Source organism: Nonomuraea sp. NPDC059023, assembly GCF_042740095.1.
Classification (GTDB): domain Bacteria; phylum Actinomycetota; class Actinomycetes; order Streptosporangiales; family Streptosporangiaceae; genus Nonomuraea.
In genome coordinates, this window is the sequence record NZ_JBHYIO010000006.1 from 315887 (window position 1) to 333510 (window position 17624).

General features: G+C 70.8%; 18 protein-coding genes. 3 read left to right on the forward strand and 15 right to left on the reverse strand.

The features are described 5' to 3' along the window. Positions 1-36: 36 nt before the first annotated feature. Complete coding sequence (locus ACFWYW_RS13480; RefSeq protein ID WP_379610020.1) at positions 37-651, reverse strand: PH domain-containing protein; 615 nt, start codon at positions 649-651, stop codon at positions 37-39. Then, positions 648-1727, reverse strand: a complete 1080-nt coding sequence (locus tag ACFWYW_RS13485) for an adenosine deaminase (RefSeq protein ID WP_379610021.1) — start codon at positions 1725-1727, stop codon at positions 648-650. The genes ACFWYW_RS13480 and ACFWYW_RS13485 overlap by 4 nt, the downstream gene beginning before the upstream one ends. Positions 1728-1749: 22 nt before the next feature. Here ACFWYW_RS13485 and ACFWYW_RS13490 point away from each other — a divergent pair, with 22 nt between their 5' ends. Continuing rightward, the gene (locus tag ACFWYW_RS13490) at positions 1750-4668 is read left to right on the forward strand and encodes an ATP-binding protein (RefSeq protein WP_379630998.1); all 2919 of its coding nucleotides are present in this window, start codon (positions 1750-1752) and stop codon (positions 4666-4668) included. Positions 4669-4703: 35 nt separating this feature from the next. Here ACFWYW_RS13490 and ACFWYW_RS13495 read toward each other — a convergent pair whose 3' ends face one another. From ACFWYW_RS13495 to ACFWYW_RS13510, 4 genes are all read right to left on the reverse strand, one after another. After that, complete coding sequence (locus ACFWYW_RS13495) at positions 4704-5522, reverse strand: NAD(P)H-binding protein (protein ID WP_379610024.1); 819 nt, start codon at positions 5520-5522, stop codon at positions 4704-4706. A 62-nt stretch (positions 5523-5584) separates the two neighbouring features. After that, a complete protein-coding gene (locus tag ACFWYW_RS13500) occupies positions 5585-5935 on the reverse strand; it encodes a cupin domain-containing protein (protein WP_379610025.1) in 351 nt (116 codons plus the stop codon). A gap of 5 nt (positions 5936-5940) precedes the next feature. Beyond that, a complete protein-coding gene (locus ACFWYW_RS13505) occupies positions 5941-6522 on the reverse strand; it encodes a hypothetical protein (protein ID WP_379610026.1) in 582 nt (193 codons plus the stop codon). 58 nt (positions 6523-6580) lie between these two features. Continuing rightward, complete coding sequence (locus ACFWYW_RS13510; protein WP_379610027.1) at positions 6581-7987, reverse strand: MFS transporter; 1407 nt, start codon at positions 7985-7987, stop codon at positions 6581-6583. Positions 7988-8074: 87 nt separating this feature from the next. Here ACFWYW_RS13510 and ACFWYW_RS13515 point away from each other — a divergent pair, with 87 nt between their 5' ends. Further along, on the forward strand, positions 8075-8461 hold the full coding sequence (locus tag ACFWYW_RS13515; protein WP_379610028.1) for a MarR family winged helix-turn-helix transcriptional regulator: 387 nt from the start codon (positions 8075-8077) through the stop codon (positions 8459-8461). Here ACFWYW_RS13515 and ACFWYW_RS13520 read toward each other — a convergent pair. Then, the gene (locus tag ACFWYW_RS13520; protein ID WP_379610029.1) at positions 8458-8985 is read right to left on the reverse strand and encodes a hypothetical protein; all 528 of its coding nucleotides are present in this window, start codon (positions 8983-8985) and stop codon (positions 8458-8460) included. The genes ACFWYW_RS13515 and ACFWYW_RS13520 overlap by 4 nt on opposite strands. An 82-nt stretch (positions 8986-9067) precedes the next feature. Between ACFWYW_RS13520 and ACFWYW_RS13525 the strand changes: the two genes are divergently transcribed. Next, entirely contained in the window at positions 9068-9994 is a 927-nt protein-coding gene (locus ACFWYW_RS13525) for a cupin domain-containing protein (RefSeq protein ID WP_379610030.1), read from the forward strand. On the opposite strand, the gene ACFWYW_RS13530 is transcribed toward ACFWYW_RS13525, so the two are convergent. The 8 genes from ACFWYW_RS13530 to ACFWYW_RS13565 all read right to left on the reverse strand — a co-directional run bounded on the left by ACFWYW_RS13530 (position 9981) and on the right by ACFWYW_RS13565 (position 17580). Further along, positions 9981-10139 carry a hypothetical protein gene (locus ACFWYW_RS13530; RefSeq protein ID WP_379610031.1) on the reverse strand — a complete coding sequence of 53 codons (159 nt, stop codon included), beginning with the start codon at positions 10137-10139 and terminating at the stop codon, positions 9981-9983. The two genes, ACFWYW_RS13525 and ACFWYW_RS13530, sit on opposite strands and share 14 nt — an antisense overlap. A 66-nt stretch (positions 10140-10205) precedes the next feature. Beyond that, positions 10206-10484, reverse strand: a complete 279-nt coding sequence (locus ACFWYW_RS13535; RefSeq protein ID WP_379610032.1) for a hypothetical protein — start codon at positions 10482-10484, stop codon at positions 10206-10208. A 99-nt stretch (positions 10485-10583) separates the two neighbouring features. Next, entirely contained in the window at positions 10584-11855 is a 1272-nt protein-coding gene (locus ACFWYW_RS13540) for a thymidine phosphorylase (RefSeq protein ID WP_379610033.1), read from the reverse strand. Beyond that, positions 11855-12250: a cytidine deaminase gene (locus ACFWYW_RS13545; RefSeq protein WP_379631004.1), complete on the reverse strand. Its 396-nt coding sequence runs from the start codon at positions 12248-12250 to the stop codon at positions 11855-11857. Before ACFWYW_RS13545 ends, ACFWYW_RS13540 begins: the two co-directional genes overlap by 1 nt. Beyond that, the gene (locus tag ACFWYW_RS13550) at positions 12250-13530 is read right to left on the reverse strand and encodes an ABC transporter permease (RefSeq protein ID WP_379610035.1); all 1281 of its coding nucleotides are present in this window, start codon (positions 13528-13530) and stop codon (positions 12250-12252) included. Before ACFWYW_RS13550 ends, ACFWYW_RS13545 begins: the two co-directional genes overlap by 1 nt. Continuing rightward, positions 13527-14666 carry an ABC transporter permease gene (locus ACFWYW_RS13555; RefSeq protein WP_379610036.1) on the reverse strand — a complete coding sequence of 380 codons (1140 nt, stop codon included), beginning with the start codon at positions 14664-14666 and terminating at the stop codon, positions 13527-13529. The genes ACFWYW_RS13550 and ACFWYW_RS13555 overlap by 4 nt, the downstream gene beginning before the upstream one ends. Next, positions 14666-16276, reverse strand: a complete 1611-nt coding sequence (locus ACFWYW_RS13560; RefSeq protein WP_379610037.1) for an ABC transporter ATP-binding protein — start codon at positions 16274-16276, stop codon at positions 14666-14668. The genes ACFWYW_RS13555 and ACFWYW_RS13560 overlap by 1 nt, the downstream gene beginning before the upstream one ends. A 233-nt stretch (positions 16277-16509) precedes the next feature. Then, positions 16510-17580: a BMP family protein gene (locus tag ACFWYW_RS13565; protein WP_379610038.1), complete on the reverse strand. Its 1071-nt coding sequence runs from the start codon at positions 17578-17580 to the stop codon at positions 16510-16512. Between the last annotated feature and the right edge of the window lie 44 nt (positions 17581-17624).

Below are 17624 nucleotides of genomic sequence, written 5' to 3' on the forward strand. Positions count from 1 at the left end.
GGGACGCCTGCAGCGGTCACGGGACGCCTGCAGCGGTCAGGGGACGAGCAGGGCGGCCACCACCAGGGCCAGCGCGACGCCGACGACCACGAGGGAGTCGACCGCCCACGTGGTGGTCACCGGGCCCGCCTCCTCCTTGCGGCGGCGGGCCGCCTCGGCGCGCTCGGTGATCTGGTCGCCCACCCAGTCGGCGTGGGTCTTCCCGGCGAACGCCTCCTGTGCCGCCTGCTCGGCCTTGGTCACGGTCGGCTCGGTCCTGAGCCGGCCGCGCCTGGCCGGAGCCATGCCCCGGCCCTGGGCCTTGGCGCGTTCGCGGGCGGTCGCGGTCGGAGTCCAGAGCCGCACGGACTCCTCGCCCTCGGCCTGGGCGACGGTGATGGCGTGGGAGACGGTCACGTCGCCGACGGACGCCCACGGCATCACGGTCGTGCGGAACGGGTTGCGGACGGTCAGCGTCCGCTCCTGCAGCAGCGTGACCGGGCGCAGCGCGATGAGGTAGATGAGCGCGGTCAGCACGCCCAGCACCGCCCCGGCGACCATCGAGGACTTGCCCGAGTAGCGCAGAACCAGGTCGACGGCGTTGGCGGCGACGAACACCACCCACACCCACCCGAGCACATAGGCGAACTTGGAGCGGAAGGCCTGTTTCATGACTGCCACTTGAGCTGCGCGAACCCCGGTTTGATCACACCGTTGATGAGCGCGAGCCGTTCGTCGAAGGGGATGAACGCCGACTTCATCGCGTTCACCGTGAACCACTGCAGGTCATCCCAGCCGTAGCCGAACGCCTCGGCCAGCTTGGCGAACTCCTCCGAGACGCTGGTACGGCTCATGAGCCGGTTGTCGGTGTTGACCGTGACCCGGAAGTGCAGGCGGCGCAGCAGCCCGATCGGGTGGTCGGCGATGGAGGCGGCGGCGCCGGTCTGCAGGTTGGAGGTGGGGCACATCTCCAGCGGGATGCGCTTGTCACGCACGTACGCGGCCAGCCGGCCGAGCTTGGCGGAACCGTCGCCGGCCACGGTGATGTCGTCGATGATGCGGACGCCGTGGCCGAGCCGGTCGGCGCCGCACCACTGGATCGCCTGCCAGATCGACGGCAGCCCGAACGCCTCGCCCGCGTGGATGGTGAAGTGCGCGTTCTCCCGCTGCAGATACTCGAACGCGTCCAGGTGGCGGGTGGGCGGGTACCCGGCCTCGGCCCCGGCGATGTCGAAGCCGACCACGCCGACGTCGCGGTAGCGCACGGCCAGTTCCGCGATCTCCATCGAGCGGGCCTGGTGGCGCATGGCCGTCAGCAGCGTGCCGACCTTGATGCCGCGCCCCTCCGAGCCCTGGCGGAAGCCCTCCAGGACCGCCTCGACGACCTGGTCGAGGCTGAGCCCGGTGGTGGTGTGCTGCTCGGGGGCGTAGCGCACCTCGGCGTAGACGACGCCGTCGGCGGCCAGGTCCTCGGCGCACTCGGCGGCCACGCGGATCAGCGACTCGCGCGACTGCATGACGCCGACCGTGTGGTCGAAGGTCTCCAGGTAGCGTACGAGCGAGCCGGAGTCGGACGCTTCCTGGAACCATTCGCGCAGGTTCGCCGGGTCGTTGGTGGGCAGCCGGTCGTAGCCGGACTCGCGGGCCAGATCGACGATCGTCTCGGCCCGCAGACCGCCGTCGAGATGGTCATGGAGCAGGACTTTCGGCGCACGCCTGATCTCGTCTGGGGTCGGCTGCTGGCTCATCTCGCCATCATAATGTGCCTTGATGGCCATCCTCATCGGACGAGAACACCCCGCCGCGATTCTGCGCGGCGAGGTCGGACGCGCGCTCACCAGCCACGGCTCGCTGGTGCTGGTGACCGGCGAGGCGGGCGTCGGCAAGAGCACGCTGGTCGCCGAGGCGGCCGGGCACGCCGTGGCCGCCGGCGCCCAGGTGCTGAGCGCCGCCTGCTGGGAGGGCGAGGGCGCCCCGGGCTACTGGCCGTGGGTGCAGGTCGTGCGCAGGCTGAACCCCGCCGCCGACGTCTTCGAGTCCGCGCGCACCCCCTTCGAGCTGTACGACGCGGTGACCGCCCTGCTGGTCGCCCTCTCCCGCGAGCGGCCCGTCGTGATCGTGCTGGAGGACCTCCACTGGGCCGACGCCGCCTCGCTCAAACTCCTGGAGTTCGTGGTACGGCACGCCTGGTTCGAACGCATCCTGGTGATCGGCACCTACCGGGAGGGCGAGGCGGAGCTGCCACCGGAGCTGAAGGCGACCACGCTGGCCCTGTCCGGCCTCGGCCGCGAGGAGGTCGGCGAGCTGGTCGCCCAGACCACCGGCCTGCGGCCGGACGACGAGCTGGTGACCGAGATCCACCGGCGTACCGGCGGCAACCCGTTCTTCGTCGAGCAGGCCGCCCGGCTGTGGCAGGGCGGCAGCCCGCTGGACACGATCCCGGCCGAGGTGCGCGCGGCCGTCGAACGCCGCCTGTCCCGGCTGTCGGGCGAGGTGCGCGAGACGCTGCGGGCCGCGGCGGTGCTGGGGCGGGAGTTCGCCGACGAGGTGCTGGGGGCGAGCGTGGGGCGGGGCGTGGCCGTACCGCTGGGGCAGGCGGTGGCGGCCAAGCTGGTCGCGCCCGCGGGAGAGGGACGGCACACGTTCGTGCACGATCTGGTGCGCGAGACGCTTTACGCGGAGCTGGACGCGGCGGGCAGGCGGGCGGGGCACGCGGCGGCGCTGGGCGCGCTCGGCTCCACGGCGGCCTATCCCGCTTCTCTGGCCCACCACGCGTACCTGGCCGCCGTGCCGGAGGCGCCCGCCCTTCTGCTGGCCGCCGCCCAGGACGCCGAGGCGCGGCTGGCCGACGAGGAGGCCGTGGGGCACTACCGGCGGGCGTTGGAGGTGGTACCCGGGCTGGAGCGGGCCCGCCGTACCGGGATCGAGCTCGACCTCGGACTGACGCTGCAGCGGATCGGCGAGCACGAGGAGGGCGGGCGCGCGATCGAGGCGGCCATCGCGGCGGCCCGCGAGCTCGACGACCCCGGGCTGCTCGCGCACGCGGCGCTCAAGCTGTACCACCTCGGCTTCCCCGACTTCGTGCGCGAGGCGCACCGGCGGCTGGTGCGCGGTGAGGCCGCGGCCGCGGACGACGTGGGTGAGCAGCTGAGCGGCGCGGCCGCCGACCGGGCCAGGCACGCGGGTGACGACCAGGCGCTGGGGTTCACGCTGCTGGCCCGGCTGTCGGCCATCTGGCGGCCGGGCACTGCCGAGGAGCGGGTCGTGCTCGCGGAGGAACTGGCCGAGGTCGCCACCAGGGCGAACGACACCCAGCACCTGCTCCACGCCCTGTCCTGGCGGGCCGGCGCGCTGCTCGAACTCGGCGACCCTGCCCACACCGCCGCCGACCAGGACTTCATCCGGCAGGCCGAGCGCTCGGGGCTGCCGCTGTTCGAGCACGAGGCCATGGTGATCAGGACCAGGCACGCGCTGCTCCAAGGCCGCTTCGACGAGGCCAGGGCACTGTCGGAGACCACCCGCGAACTCGGCGAGCAGCCCTACGTCAGCGGCGCCGAACTGCGCTGGACCCAGTTGCTGTCGGCCGCCCTGCTCCAGGGCCGCTTCGAGGAGGCCGACGCGCTGCTGGCCGAGATGCGTGCCGCCGGCAGCCCCAACCTGCCCATCTTCGCGGGCGTCACGGCCGCCGAGCGCGGCGACGCCCGCGGCGCGCTGAACCACCTGACCCGGCTCATGGCCGGCGGCGAGGACCTGCTGACCTGGATGGCGCCGCTCTGGCTCCGCTTCCAGGCGCAGGCGGCGGCGCTGTCCAAGGACCCCGAACTCTGCCAGAACGCCCGTGAGGCCATCGCCCCCCACCTCGGGCAGTGGGCGGTGACCTCGACCATCGTCGTGGACGGTCCGTTCGAGCACTGGGCGGCGGTGCTCGACGCGGCCCAGGGCCGCTGGCGCGCCGCCGCCGACGGCTTCACCGCCGCCTACCGCGCCGCCGACCGGCTGGGAGCCCGCCCGTGGTCGCTGATGTCCCGCGCGCACCTGGCCGAAGTCCTCCTCGCCGCCGGCGAGGACCCGGGACCGCTGCTCGCCGACGTCGCCCGCGAGGCCGAAGAGCTGGGGATGCGGGTACGGCTGCCGCAGCGCGCGGCCAGCGTCTTCCGGCTGGACGGCGACGTGTGGACCCTGACCTTCGCCGGACGCACCGCCCACCTGCCCGACGCCAAGGGCCTGCGCGACCTGAGGACCCTGATGGGCAGTCCTGGCACCGACATCTCCGCCGTGGAACTGCTGAACCCGGCGGGCGGGGCCGAGGCGGTGGCCGCGCGGCGCATGGGCGGCGACGCGATCCTGGACGACGAGGCCAAGGCCCAGTACCGGCGGCGGCTGGAGCTCCTGGACGACGAGATCGACCGGGCGGCCGTGCGCGGCAACGACCAGCAGGTCGCCGCCCTCGACGCCGAACGCCAGGCGCTCCTGTCCGAACTCCGCAAGGCCGCGGGGCTGGGCGGACGCACCCGCCGGTTGGGCGACGAGGCGGAACGTGCCCGCAAGGCCGTCACCAACCGCATCCGCAACACGCTACGCCAACTCGACGACCGCCACCCCGACCTGGCCACCCACCTCCGCGCCAGCATCTCCACCGGCACCACCTGCCGCTACCAGCCCCCCGACCCCATCACCTGGACCTGGTAACCCCAACCCCGAAAACCCAGGGTGTTGGAGCGCGGTTAGGGGCGGAAGGCGGCGGCGTTTTCCCGGGCCCACTGGGCGAAGGTGCGGGCGGGGCGGCCGGTTACCTGTTCTACCGTGGGCAGGATCGTGGAACCGGCGGCCGGCGGGTTGGTGCCGAGCATGACCGCGAACTCGATCGTCTCCTCGTCCACCCCCCAGGCACCCATGCGTTCCCGAAGCTGCGCCTCGGTCAGCGGTTCGAAGCGGATGTCGTGCCCGCTGGCCTCGGCGAGCAGCCGTACCCGCTCCGAGGGGGTGGTGAGCTCGGGACCGGTGAGCAGGTACGTGCGGCCCTCGTGCCCGGCGGAGGTCAGGGCGGCGACGGCCACCGCGGCGATGTCGGCCTCGTGCACCAAGGCGCCCGGGTGGTCGCCGAAGACCCGGACCACGCCCTCGGCGCGCGCCTCGGCCTGCCAGTCGAAGGCGTTCGCCATGAACTCCACGCCCTGCAACTGCGTCCAGGCCAGCGAGCTCTCGCGCAGGGCCGCCTCGACGCTGCCCTCGTCCCAGCTGCTCAGCACCGAGACGCGTTCGACCCCGGCCTTGGCGGCCAGCGCGACGATCTCCTTGCCGTTGGGCAGCAGGGGCAGGCCCTCGCCGCCCACGGTGATGAGGTGCAGGGCGGTGACGCCGTCGAACGCCGGTGCCAGCGACTCGATGACCTGGAGGTCTCCGGCGGCCACCTCGACGCCCGCGGGGAAGTTCGCGCGGGACGGGTCGCGGGTCAGGGCGCGTACGCGCTCGCCCCGCTCGACCAGCTGGGCGACGATGTGGCGGCCCACGGAGCCGGTGGCGCCGGTCACGAGAATGGTCATGGTGTCCTCCTGGTGAGCTGTTCCTTCTCACTCGGGAGGCGCTACATCGGATGTAGCGGGCGCTAGTCGCGGCGCGCCGCGTCGGGCGAGAAGGCGGGCAGGCAGACGGCCACGTACTCGGCGCCCTCCGGCCCGCAGCTGTAGCGGACCTTCTCCCCCGCCTCCGTCACGATCGACTGGCCCGCGTGCACCTCGGTGGTGCCCTCCGCGTGCTCGACGAGGACGGTGCCGCGCAGGACCACGGTGTACTCGGTGAACTCGGGCGTCTGGGCGGGCTCGTCCCAGCCGGGCGGCGCCACCATGTGGGCGATGGAGATCGCCTCGTCGCCGCTGTTCACGCGGCCGACGTGCTCGTCGATGACCTTGCCGCCGGGCACCGGAATCCGGGTCGCCCCTTCGATCTTTCTGACCACGGAGGTCAGTGTGCCACGTCGATGACGAGCCGGTTCGGCCGGTGCTGCTCGGTGACGTCGAACGCGGCGCGCCGGTCGAGCACGATGCCCACCCCCACGCGTCCCTCGAAGTCGCCGGTCCTGACCACGCTGCTGACGTTGGCGAGGTCGGCCTGGAAGATCGGGCCGCCGATCCAGGTGGGCTTGCCCTTGGCCGTGTGCGCGTCGGCCGGGGTGAGGACCATCTGCAGGTACGCGCCGCCCTGGACGTCGATCGGCTTGCCGGAGCCGTCCTCGACGAGTTCGTCCACCCAGGTGACCGTGTATCCGGGTATCTCCCCCTTGAAGTCGACGACCACGCGGTCGAAGTTCGGGTGGGTGGCGTAGCGGACGCCGTACACGATGGCGGCCTCGCCGCCGGTGCGGTCGACGTCGATCTCCGCGGTGCCGGTCGGGGCGGGCTCCCGCGGGGAGGCGGGCGGCGCGCCGGTGGTGGGCGCGCCGGTCGGTGGACTGGCCGTGGCCGTGGTGCCGCCGGTGCGGGCCGTACCGCATCCACACAGTACGGCGAGGCACAGCAGGACCGTGAGGCTGCGTGTGGGCCGCATACCCCGTGTATGCCCAGCGAAAGGGCCCCGCACCCGGCGGGGCCCTTCACGAACTGGGTCAGACCGTCTCGTACACCTTGGTCTCGTCGGCCTTGACCGCGGCTGCCGAGCGGAAGCGCAGGCCGGTCAGCGCGATGCCGAGCCCGACCACGCCCAGGATGAGCGAGACCACGATCCCGCCGCGCAGCGCCTCGATCGACAGGGTGCCGCCGGAGGTGAGCACCGCGGTGACCACGGCGAGCACGACCGCGCCACCGACCTGGCCGGAGGTGTTGAGCAGGCCGGAGGCCAGCCCTTGCTCGTCGTCGTGGACGCCGTTCGTCGCCTGGATGTTGAGCGACGGGAACGACAGCGCGAACGCGATGCCGAGCAGGACCATGCCGGGCAGCACCATCCCGAGCACGCTGGGCGCGGTGGAGATGCCGACGAAGAAGAAGGCGTATCCGGCGGCCAGCGCGGCCGAGCCGATCGTGATCAGGCGGGCGGTGCCGAAGCGGTCGGCGAAGTCGCCCATCTTGGTGGAGGTCAGCGCGACCAGGATTCCGGCGGGCAGGAAGGCCAGCGCGGTCTCCATGGCCGACCACTTGAGCAGGTTCTGGAAGTACTGCATGGCGACGAACTGGAAGCCGACGTAGGAGCCGAACAGGATCACCAGTCCGAGGTTGGCCCTGACGATGGGGCCGGAGCGCAGGATGCCGAGCCGTACCAGCGGGTGCTTCATCCGCAGTTCGGCGAAGACGAACAGTCCGAGCAGCACGGCGGCCGCGGCGAGCGAGCCGAGGGTGCGCAGCGAGGTCCATCCGACCTCGGGGGCCTGCACCACGGTGAAGACGAGCAGCAGCATGGAGGCGGTGATCAGCACGGCGCCGATCAGGTCGTGGCCGCCCTCTGCCCGCTCCTCCTTGATCTTGGGCAGCACCTTCAGCGCGGCGATCAGCGCGATGATCGCGACCGGCACCGGCATCAGGAAGGTCCAGCGCCAGCCCAGCTGGGTCAGCACCCCGGACAGCACGAGGCCGAGGGAGAAGCCGCTGGCGCCGGAGGCGGTGAACACGCTCAGCGCCTTGTTGCGCTTCGGCCCCTCGGGGAACGTCGTGGTGATGATCGACAACGCGGCGGGCGCGGTGAACGCCGCGCTCACGCCCTTGACGAAACGGGCGGCGATCAGCAGGGCGCCGTCGTCGACGATGCCACCCAGAAGGGAGGCCACCGCGAAGACGCCCAGAGCGACCAGGAACACCCTGCGTCGCCCGAGCAGGTCAGCCGTCCTGCCGCCAAGGAGCAGAAGACCGCCGTATCCGAGCACGTATCCGCTGACAACCCATTGCAGAGAAGAAGTAGAGAGCCCCAGGTCGTGCTGGATGGCGGGCAGCGCGACGCCGACCATCGACACGTCAAGGGCGTCGAGGAAAATCACTGCGCAGAGCACGACGAGCGCGCCCCAACGGGAAGAGGAAGTGGACATGGGATGGAACATTACATGCAAGCGCATCAAATGCAACAGCATTTAATTCCGTTGCATGAGATTTATCGGGATGGTAACCTCCGCGTCATGGACGAGGAGTTCGTGGTCGGGACCTGGCACTACGTCCTGGCCAAGCACGCGAAGGCCATGTGCTCGCTGGAGCGCGAGCTGGGCGAGAAGCACGACCTGGGCGCCAGTGAGTTCGAGGTGCTCGACCGGATGATCGGCCACGACGACAAGCTGCGCGTGCAGGCGCTCTGCGGCGAGGTCCACCTCAGCCAGAGCGCGCTCTCCCGCGTGATCGCCCGCCTGGAGAAGGCCGATCTGGTCACCAGGCTCGTCTGCGACGTCGACCGGCGGGGCGTCTTCGTGATGATCACGGATGAGGGCCGCCGGCGGCACGCCGAGGCCCTGCCCACCCATCGCGCGGTGCTCCGGGACATCTTCGCCGACACCCCGGTTCCGGTCTCCTAGGCGCTGCTCCCCCACGCGGTCCGCTCGGCGTAGGCGCGGAAGGTCCCCGGCTCACGGCCGAGCACCCGCCGTACGCCGTCGGACACCGCCGCGCCCCGGCCGAGCCTGATGTGCTCGAAGAGGCTCTCCACACCGGCCGCGTAGTCCGCGGAGTATCCGCGCGCGACGAGCCGCCGCCGCATCTCCTCGCCGTCCACAGACCTGAAGCCGATGGTACGGCCGGCCGCCCGCGCGATCTCCGCCACCGCCTCCCCCCAGGTGATCGCCTCGGGCCCGGACAGGTCGTAGATCTGCCCGGCGTGCCCCGGCTCCGTCAACGCCGCCGCGTCTCCGGTCTGCGCGTCGACCAGGTAGGCCGCGCGTATGCCCGAGACGGCCGCGTCCCAGGTCGTCTCGTCCTGCCAGTCGAAGCGCCACTTTCCCGAGCGGGAGGCCGCCCTGGGACTGAAGCCCTGCTCACGCAGGCGCGCGACCACCCTGCGGCCGGTCTTGCCGGTGCCGCCCACTACCAAGATCTCTGCCATGACTTCCAGTCAACCCGACCTTCCTCGGACTCTGAATGGCTGGGAGTCCGGGAAAGATGTTCGAGCGTCTAGACTCGGTCCTATGGAAGACGCGCTGTCGAGCCTGCTGCACGATGTCCGTCCCGCGGGGGCACTGTTCGACCAGTCGTACGTGCGGGCTCCGTGGGCGCTGCGCTTCCTGGACTGGACGCCGCTCACGCTGCTGACGATGCTCAGCGGCGAGGCCTGGGTGACGCCCGAGGGCGGTTCGCCGGTCCGGCTGGGCACCCAGGACGTGGCGGTCGTGCGCGGCCCCGGCCCGTACACGGTGGCCGACCGTCCCGAGACCGCGCCCATGGCCGTCATCCACAACGCCGAGGTGTGCACCACGCCCGAGGGCGGCGACGCCGGGGGCCTGGCGATGTGCGGCTACGCGGGCGACCTCGGCTCGACCGTCCTGCTCACCGGCACCTTCCAGGTGAAGGGCAGCGTGTCGCAGCGGGTGCTCGACGCCCTGCCCCGCGTGGCCCTCGTCCCGGCCGGGGACGGCCGGTGCGCGACCATGGACATGATCGTCGCCGAGATCAGCCGCGACAAGCCGGGCCAGCAGGCTGTGCTCGACCGCCTGCTGGACCTGCTGCTCGTCTCCAGCCTGCGCGAGTGGTTCGACCGGCCGGACTCACAGGCCCCTCTCTGGTACGCCGCGCACTCCGACCGGCTGATCGGCCGGGCCCTGCGGGCCATCCACGAGGATCCGGCCCGGCCGTGGACCGTCGAGGGCCTGGCCCGCGTCTCCGGAGCCTCCCGCGCCACCTTCGCCCAGCGCTTCACCGAACTCGTCGGCCAGCCGCCCATGGCCTACCTCACCGAGTGGCGCATCTGCCAGGCCGCCGACCTGCTCGCGAGCACCGACGACACCGTGGACGTGATCGCCCGCCAGGTCGGCTACTCCAACGCCTACGCGCTCAGCGTGGCCTTCAAGCGCACCCTGGGCATCCGCCCGAGCCAGCACCGCGTCAGCGCACGATGAACCCGCGCCAGATGACCAGCCTGCGGTGCAGGACCGGCCACTCGCCGTTCCTGATGCCCCGCAGGGCCAGGGCCAGCGGGGTGAGCGCGACGGCGGTGGCGATGACGACGCCCATGATCAGCATGAACAGGTGCTCGACGGCCATGACCGGGCCTTTCTAGTTGAAAGTTTAACTAGAAAGCGTGAACACCCGGTGCCATTCGCTTATTTCTCAGACGAGCGTGCAGTTCTCGGCGCCGAGCTGGCTGTTCCACACGAACGTCCACCCGCACGAGTAGTCGCCCGCCGCGGGACCGAAGCGGATCGTGACCGTCGTGCCGCTGTGCCCGTCGCACCCGCCCGCGTACACCTTGTAGTAGCCGCCGCCGGTCTCGGTCCGCTGCCCGTTGAAGCACACGGCGTCGCTGACGGCCGCCTGCGCCGGCACGGCGGACACCGAGACGGCGAGCGCCGCCGCGCTCAGGGCCGCGGCCAGGCTGGATGCTCTCATGGTGCTCCTTCCCATCGTGCGCCGAGAGGGTCAGAGCCACGGTAACGAGCGACGGGTGACGGAACCCAGAGGCATCCGTCACCCGTCGGTGTGCGATCGTCACACGATCCGGTCGATGATCAGCGGCAGTTGCTCCCCGCCGGACGCGCCCACCGCGTAGCCGCCCTCCAGCGCCTCCAGGGCGCGGGCGAAGCGGGCCGTCTCGTCGGCGTGCAGCGTCATCAGGGGCTGTCCCGCCCGGACCAGGTCGCCCGGCTTGGCGTGCAGGGTGATGCCCGCGCCGAAGGAGACCGGATCCTCCTGCCGGGCCCGGCCCGCGCCCAGCCGCCAGGCCGCCAGACCCACCGCGTACGCGTCCAGCCTCGTCAGGACACCGGACTCCGGCACCTCCACCGTCATCGACTCGGCCGCCCTCGGCAGGACCGCGTCCGGGTCGCCGCCCTGGGCGGAGATCATGCGCCGCCAGGCGTCCATGGCGGAGCCGTCCTTCAGCGCCTGCTCGGGGTCCTTGCCGGTGATCCCGGCGGCTTCCAGCATCTCGCGGGCCAGCCGTACCGTCAGCTCGACCACGTCGGACGGGCCGCCGCCCGCCAGGACCTCGACCGACTCCTCGACCTCCAGAGCGTTGCCCACGGCCAGGCCAAGCGGGCGGTCCATGGCGGTCAGCAGCGCCACGGTACGGACCCCGGCGTCGGTGCCCAGCGCGACCATGGTCTCGGCGAGCTCCCTGGCACGCTCCACCGTCTTCATGAACGCGCCGGAGCCCACCTTCACGTCGAGGACCAGCGAGCCCGTCCCCTCGGCGATCTTCTTGGACATGATCGACGAGGCGATCAGCGGGATCGACTCGACCGTGCCGGTGACGTCACGCAGGGCGTACAGCTTCTTGTCGGCGGGCGCGAGGCCGGTACCGGCGGCGCAGACGACCGCGCCCGCGCCGCGCAGGACGGCCAGCATCTCCTCGTTGGACAACGACGCCCGCCAGCCGGCGATCGACTCCAGCTTGTCGAGCGTCCCGCCGGTGTGGCCCAGGCCCCGTCCGGACAGCTGCGGGACGTACGCGCCGCAGGCGGCCACCAGGGGCGCCAGCGGCAGCGTGATCTTGTCGCCGACGCCGCCGGTGGAGTGCTTGTCGGCGGTCGGCCGGTCGAGCATCGACCAGTCCATGCGCTCGCCCGAGCGGATCATCGCCTGGGTCCACTCGGCGATCTCGCGGCGGTCCATGCCGTTGAGCAGGATGGCCATGGCCAGCGCGGACATCTGCTCGTGGGCCACCTCGCCCCGGGTGTAGGCGTCGATCACCCAGTCGATCTGCGCGGTGGTCAGCTCGCGGCCGTCGCGCTTGGCGACGATGACCTCGATGGCGTCCATCAGGCTCCCTTGGTCAGGTCGTCGGGTCCGAAGGCGTACGGCAGGACCTCGGCCATGCGCTTGGGTCCGTCGGGGGTTTCGACCAGGAGGTCGTCGCCGCCGAACTCGTACAGGAGCTGACGGCAGCGTCCGCACGGCATGAGCAGTTCGCCGTGGCCGTCGACGCAGGTGAAGCCCACGAGCCGGCCGCCGCCCGAGGCGTGCAGCGCGGAGACCAGGCCGCACTCGGCGCAGAGGCTGAGGCCGTAGGAGGCGTTCTCGACGTTGCAGCCGGTCACGACGCGGCCGTCGTCCACGACGGCCGCCGCCCCGACCGGGAACTTGGAGTAGGGCGCGTAGGCGTTGCGCATCGCGGCCCGCGCCTCGTCGCGCAGACCGTCCCAGTCGATGTTCATCAGTGCTGTTCCCCCCGGCGGTACCGCACGCCGTCGGCCTTGGGCATGCGCAGGCGCTGCGAGGCGACCAGGAGCACGAGCAGGGTGAGGACGTGCGGGGTGATGAAGACGAGTTCGTTGGGCAGCTGGTCGATGACCATCCACATCCAGATGAGGATGACGGCGGCGGCTGCCGCGCCGGCCATGATCGTGTAATCCTTGGCCGTCCTGCCCGCCAGCTCCACCGGCTGCTCCGGGCGGATCAACAGGCGGACCTTGTTGCCCAGGTAGAAGAGCAGCAGGATCGCACCGAACAGGAAGATCGAGGTGACCGCTCCAGCGGTGCGGATCTTGAGTGCGTCGGCGTATCCGAACAGCGAGGCGCCCAGCGCCAGGCCGCCGGGACGCCAGTTTCCGAAGATCATGGCGGCCAGGCCGATGAAGCCCTTGCCCGCCGTCTGACCCTCGACGTATTTGCTGACGCCGAAGACGAGGAAGACGCCGCCGAGGCCGGCCATGGCTCCCGAAATGACGACGGCGATGTACTTGTACCCGTAGACGTTGACGCCGAGCGACTCGGCCGCCCACGGGTTCTCGCCCACCGAGCGCAGGCGCAGGCCGAAGGCGGTGTGCCAGAGCACGAAGAAGGTCAGCGGGATCAGAATGACCGCCAGGATGACCAGCACGTCCACGTTGCGCGTGAGCCCACCGAGGATGCCCGCCAGGTCGGAGACGAGGAACCAGTGGGTCCGCTCCAGCTTCCCGAGCAGGTCGGGCCCGGAGGAGAGCCACGGCAGGCTCAAGTGCCAGGCTTCGCCGGACATCGCCGGTGAGGTGGTGATGCCCGCTCCGGCCTCCGCCGCCGGAGTCCCCTCCTTGTAGAGGACCTCCGACAGGAAGCGCGTGATACCCGGGCCGACCAGGTTGATGGCCACACCGCTGATGATGTGGTCGACGCCGAAACCGACGGTCGCGATGGCATGGATGAGACCGCCCAGAGCACCGGCGAGGAGACCGGCCACCACCGCCGCGAACGGGCCCCACTGGTATCCGGCCCAGCCGGCGAACCACGTCCCGAGCACCATCATGCCCTCAAGGCCGATGTTGACCACACCCGCGCGCTCGGCCCACAGGCCGCCGAGCCCGGCCAGGCCGATCGGCACGGACAGCATCAGCGCCGCCGTGAAGGTGCCGGAGGAGGTGATGTCGTTCTGTCCGGAGATCACCCGGACCACCGACACGATGAGGATCAGCAGGGAGAAGCCGATCAGCGCCAGGTGGTACTTGCGGACCCGCGTCATGCTGCCACCTCAACAGGCTTGTCGGTGCCGAGCCGGCGGGCGGCTCGCCGTTCCTCCGAGCGCAGCGCCATGCGGCCGGTGATCTCGTTGAAGATGACCACCAGGAGGACGATGACGCCCTGCATGATGACGATGACGCTGGGCGGCACGTTGGCGAACTGCAACGGCCCTTGCGCCCGGTCGAGGAAGGCGAACAGCAGCGCCGCGATCGCGATGCCGGCCGGTTTGTTACGCCCGAGCAGCGCTACCGCGATGCCCAGGAAGCCCAGGCCGGGGGTGAAGTTCGTGTTGTAGGCGTGTGTGGAGCCGAGGATCTCGGGCAGGCCGATGAGCCCGGCGATGGCTCCCGACAGCACCATGGCCGAGATGACCATCTTCTTGGGGTTGACGCCGGAGGCGAGGGCGGCGGAGGCGTTCAGGCCGCTGGCCTTGACGTCGAAGCCGAACCGGGTGCGCTCCAGCACGATCCACAGGCCGATGCCCAGGAGGATCGCCACGATGAGGAAGCCCCACAGGCCGCCGCCGCGGGGGGCGGGCAGGCCGAACATCTCGAAGACGAAGTTCAGGTTGGGGAACCAGGCCGACTCGGGCAGCGGCGGCGTCGAGATGGTGAGCTGCCCCTCCGGCCGCGGTCCGACGAACGGCCCGCGGACCAGGAAGGCGGCGAGGTTGATCGCGATGTAGTTGAGCATGATCGTGGAGATCACCTCGTTCACCCCGCGGCCGACCTTCATCACCGCCGGGATCAGCGCGTAGAGGCCGCCGACGGCCGCCGCCACCACGATGATCACCGGGATCTGGATCCAGGCGGGCGCCACGAACGTCGAGCCCACGAAGGCCGCCACCACGGCGGCGATCCGGTACTGGCCTTCCACACCGATGTTGAAGAGGTTCATCCGGAAGCCGACGGCGACCGCGAGACCCGCGATGAACAGCGGGACCGCCCGGTTGAGCATGGTCGTGATCGAGTTGACCACGGCTCGCGTCGTCTCGCCGAAGTTGAAGAAGGCGGCGAACGCGGCGCCGGGGTTCGCGCCGGCCGCGATGATCGCCACGCTGGAGATCGCGATGGCGAGCACGATGGCGACGATCGCACCCGCCACCGTCAGCAGCGCGCGATAGAGCCCTGCGGGCATCACATCTCCTCGGTGGCGGTGATGGCGCCGGTCATGTAGCCGCCGAGCCGCTCGGGCGTGACGTCGGACGGGTCGAGGCGGGCGACGAGCCGCCCTCGGTAGATCACGTTCAGCGTGTCGGACAGGCCGATGAGCTCGTCGAGGTCCGCGGAGATCAGCAGTACGGCGAGGCCGGCGGCACGGGCGTCGCGAAGGTGGTCCCAGATGGCCGCCTGGGCGCCCACGTCGACGCCCCTGGTGGGGTGCGCGGCGATGAGGAAGGCGGGCTTGCCGCTCATCTCGCGCCCGACGATGAGCTTCTGCTGGTTGCCGCCGGACAGCGCGAGCGCGAGGGTGTCGGCGCCCGGGGTGCGGACGTCGTACTCCTTGATGATGCGCTGCGTGTCGGCCCTGGCCGCGCGGCGGTTGATCCAGATGCCGCTCTTGGCGGGCTTCTGCGTCTGGTGGCCGAGCACCCGGTTCTCCCAGAGGGAGGCTTCGAGCAGCAGGCCCTGGCGGTGGCGGTCCTCGGGGATGTAGCCGATGCCGGATTCGCGGCGTTTGAGCGTGGACCAGGCGCTGATGTCCTGGCCGGCCAGGGTGATCTCGCCGTGCGCCTGGCGGATGCCCATGATGGCCTCGATCAGCTCGGACTGGCCGTTGCCCTCCACGCCCGCGATGCCGAGGATCTCGCCCTTGTGGATCTCGAAGGAGACGTCGTCGAGCAGGAGGCGCTTGCCCTCGGCCTTGAGCTTGTCGACGTAGAGGCGGACGGAGGTGCCCTTGGGGACGGGACGGTAGCCGTCGGACTCCATCGTCAGGCCGGCGACCTTCAGCGCGACGGTCTCCGTCACGGTGGACTCACGGGTCTCGGGGGTGGGCAGCTCGCTGCCGACCATGAGCTCGGCGAGCTGGCGGGCGCTGCTGATCTCGCTGCGCGGCAGGCTGGCGACGGTGGTGCCGCGCCTGATCACCGTGATCGCGTCGGCGATGCCGAGCACCTCGTCGAGCTTGTGGGAGATGAAGATGACGGTGAGGCCCTCGGCCTTGAGCTCGCGCAGGTTGTCGAAGAGTTCCTCGACCTCCTGCGGCACGAGCACGGCCGTCGGCTCGTCGAGGATGAGGATGCGGGCGCCGCGGTAGAGGACCTTGAGGATCTCCACGCGCTGCCGGTCGCCGACGCCGAGGTCCTCGACCAGGCGGTCGGGGTCGACGCGCAGGCCGTGGGCCTCGGCCAGTTCCTTGATCCGCTTGCGGGCGCGCGCCACGTCGAGGGTGCCGGCTCGCCTCGGCTCGGCGCCGAGGACGATGTTCTCCAGCACGGTGAGGTTGTCGGCCAGCATGAAGTGCTGGTGGACCATGCCGATGCCGACGTTGATCGCGTCGCTGGGCGAGCGGAAGGTCACGTCTGTGCCGTTCACCCGGATCTGACCCTCGTCCGGCTTCTGCATGCCGTAAAGGATCTTCATCAGGGTGGACTTGCCAGCGCCGTTCTCGCCGCAGATGGCGTGGACGGTGCCGGGTTGGATGGCGATCCGGATGTCGTGGTTGGCGACGACGCCCGGGAAACGTTTGGTGATGCCCTCCAGCTCGACGGCGGGTTGCGCCGGAGCGAGCGTGTCGGAACTCATTGGTCGCTCACCGCTCCTCATCGCTGCGCCGGATTCGCGAGCTCATTGGTCGCTCACCGCTCCTCATTCGCTACGCGGCCGGCTTCGTCCCTCAGCCGCCCACTTCGCTCACTGCGCCGGATTCGCTCCGCACTCATGTGGGTCTCCAACGAGCAAGGTGGATAGAACAAAGGCCCGGGGAGTGGACGGTGGGTCCGCTCCCCGGGCCCTCGAACGAGATTTTCCTACCCAGGTTACGGCTTGGACGGAACCTGGATTTCGCCGGAGACAATCTTCTCCCTGGCGGCGTCGATCTCGGTCTTGATGTCGTCGACCTCGCCACCGGTGGTGGCCAGGCCCACGCCGTCGACCTTCAGGTCGTAGGTGACGTTGCTGCCACCCTTGGCGCCGCCCTGGAAGGCCTTGATGAACTCGAACACGCCGACGTCGACGCGCTTGATCATCGAGGTCATGATGACCGACTGCAGGTCGGCCTCCTTGACCGTCAGACGCTGGTCGGAGTCGACGCCGATGGCCTTCTTCTTGGCGGCGGCGGCCGCCTGGAAGACGCCGAGGCCGGAGTCGCCGGAGGCGTGGTAGACGATCTCCGCGCCGTCCTGGAACATCTTCTCGGCCGCGACCTTGCCCTTGTCGGGGGCCTTGAAGCCGGAGAAGTCACCGTCGGGGGTGAGGTACTTGACGTCGATCTTGGCGTCCTTCTTGACCGACTTCACGCCGGCGACGAAGCCCGCCTCGAACTTCTTGATCAGGTCGTTCTCGACGCCGCCGACGAAGCCGACGTGGCCGCTCTTGGCCTTGGTCGCCGCGGCGACGCCCGCCAGGTAGGAGCCCTGCTCCTCGGCGAACAGCAGGCCGGTCACGTTCGGCGCGTTGGAGGCGGAGTCCACGACCGCGAACTGGATCTCGGGGTACTCCGTCGCCGCCTTCTTGATGTCCTCGCCGTAGGCGAAGCCGACCCCGATGATCGGGTTGTAGCCGGCGTCGGCGAGCTGGCGGAGCAGGTCACCGCGGTTGGAGCCGTCGCCCGCGGGGCTCAGCTCCTTGATCTCGGCCTTCAGATCGGTCTTCGCCTTCTCGAGGCCGGCGTAGGCGGCGTCGTTGAAGGACTTGTCGCCGCGACCGCCGACGTCGAAAGCGAGGCCGACCTTGAGCGCGCCCTCCTGGGGTGCTTCACTGGCCGCACCGCTGCTCGGAGCGGTGCTCGCGGTGGTCCCCCCGCCGCTGCCGCCGCACGCCGCTGCCGCCATAAGCATGGCGCCGGCCAGCGTGCCGATCGCCGTCTTGCCGAATCGCTTGCTGAGCAAGGCGACTCCCTTCCATTTCCCCGCCGTCAAACTTCATCGCAGGC

Bases quoted from the DNA above. Each gene is read 5' to 3' on its own strand.
- ACFWYW_RS13530 (WP_379610031.1), bottom strand. From the start codon at position 10,139: ATGGCCGTCGAGCACCTGTTCATGCTGATCATGGGCGTCGTCATCGCC.
- ACFWYW_RS13505 (WP_379610026.1), bottom strand. From the start codon at position 6,522: ATGCGGCCCACACGCAGCCTCACGGTCCTGCTGTGCCTCGCCGTACTG.
- ACFWYW_RS13515 (WP_379610028.1), top strand. From the start codon at position 8,075: ATGGACGAGGAGTTCGTGGTCGGGACCTGGCACTACGTCCTGGCCAAG.
- ACFWYW_RS13540 (WP_379610033.1), bottom strand. From the start codon at position 11,855: ATGGACGCCATCGAGGTCATCGTCGCCAAGCGCGACGGCCGCGAGCTG.
- ACFWYW_RS13495 (WP_379610024.1), bottom strand. From the start codon at position 5,522: ATGACCATTCTCGTGACCGGCGCCACCGGCTCCGTGGGCCGCCACATC.
- ACFWYW_RS13520 (WP_379610029.1), bottom strand. From the start codon at position 8,985: ATGGCAGAGATCTTGGTAGTGGGCGGCACCGGCAAGACCGGCCGCAGG.
- ACFWYW_RS13545 (WP_379631004.1), bottom strand. From the start codon at position 12,250: ATGAACATCGACTGGGACGGTCTGCGCGACGAGGCGCGGGCCGCGATG.
- ACFWYW_RS13510 (WP_379610027.1), bottom strand. From the start codon at position 7,987: ATGTCCACTTCCTCTTCCCGTTGGGGCGCGCTCGTCGTGCTCTGCGCA.
- ACFWYW_RS13485 (WP_379610021.1), bottom strand. From the start codon at position 1,727: ATGAGCCAGCAGCCGACCCCAGACGAGATCAGGCGTGCGCCGAAAGTC.
- ACFWYW_RS13535 (WP_379610032.1), bottom strand. From the start codon at position 10,484: ATGAGAGCATCCAGCCTGGCCGCGGCCCTGAGCGCGGCGGCGCTCGCC.
- ACFWYW_RS13480 (WP_379610020.1), bottom strand. From the start codon at position 651: ATGAAACAGGCCTTCCGCTCCAAGTTCGCCTATGTGCTCGGGTGGGTG.
- ACFWYW_RS13555 (WP_379610036.1), bottom strand. From the start codon at position 14,666: ATGCCCGCAGGGCTCTATCGCGCGCTGCTGACGGTGGCGGGTGCGATC.
- ACFWYW_RS13525 (WP_379610030.1), top strand. From the start codon at position 9,068: ATGGAAGACGCGCTGTCGAGCCTGCTGCACGATGTCCGTCCCGCGGGG.
- ACFWYW_RS13550 (WP_379610035.1), bottom strand. From the start codon at position 13,530: ATGACGCGGGTCCGCAAGTACCACCTGGCGCTGATCGGCTTCTCCCTG.
- ACFWYW_RS13560 (WP_379610037.1), bottom strand. From the start codon at position 16,276: ATGAGTTCCGACACGCTCGCTCCGGCGCAACCCGCCGTCGAGCTGGAG.
- ACFWYW_RS13490 (WP_379630998.1), top strand. From the start codon at position 1,750: ATGGCCATCCTCATCGGACGAGAACACCCCGCCGCGATTCTGCGCGGC.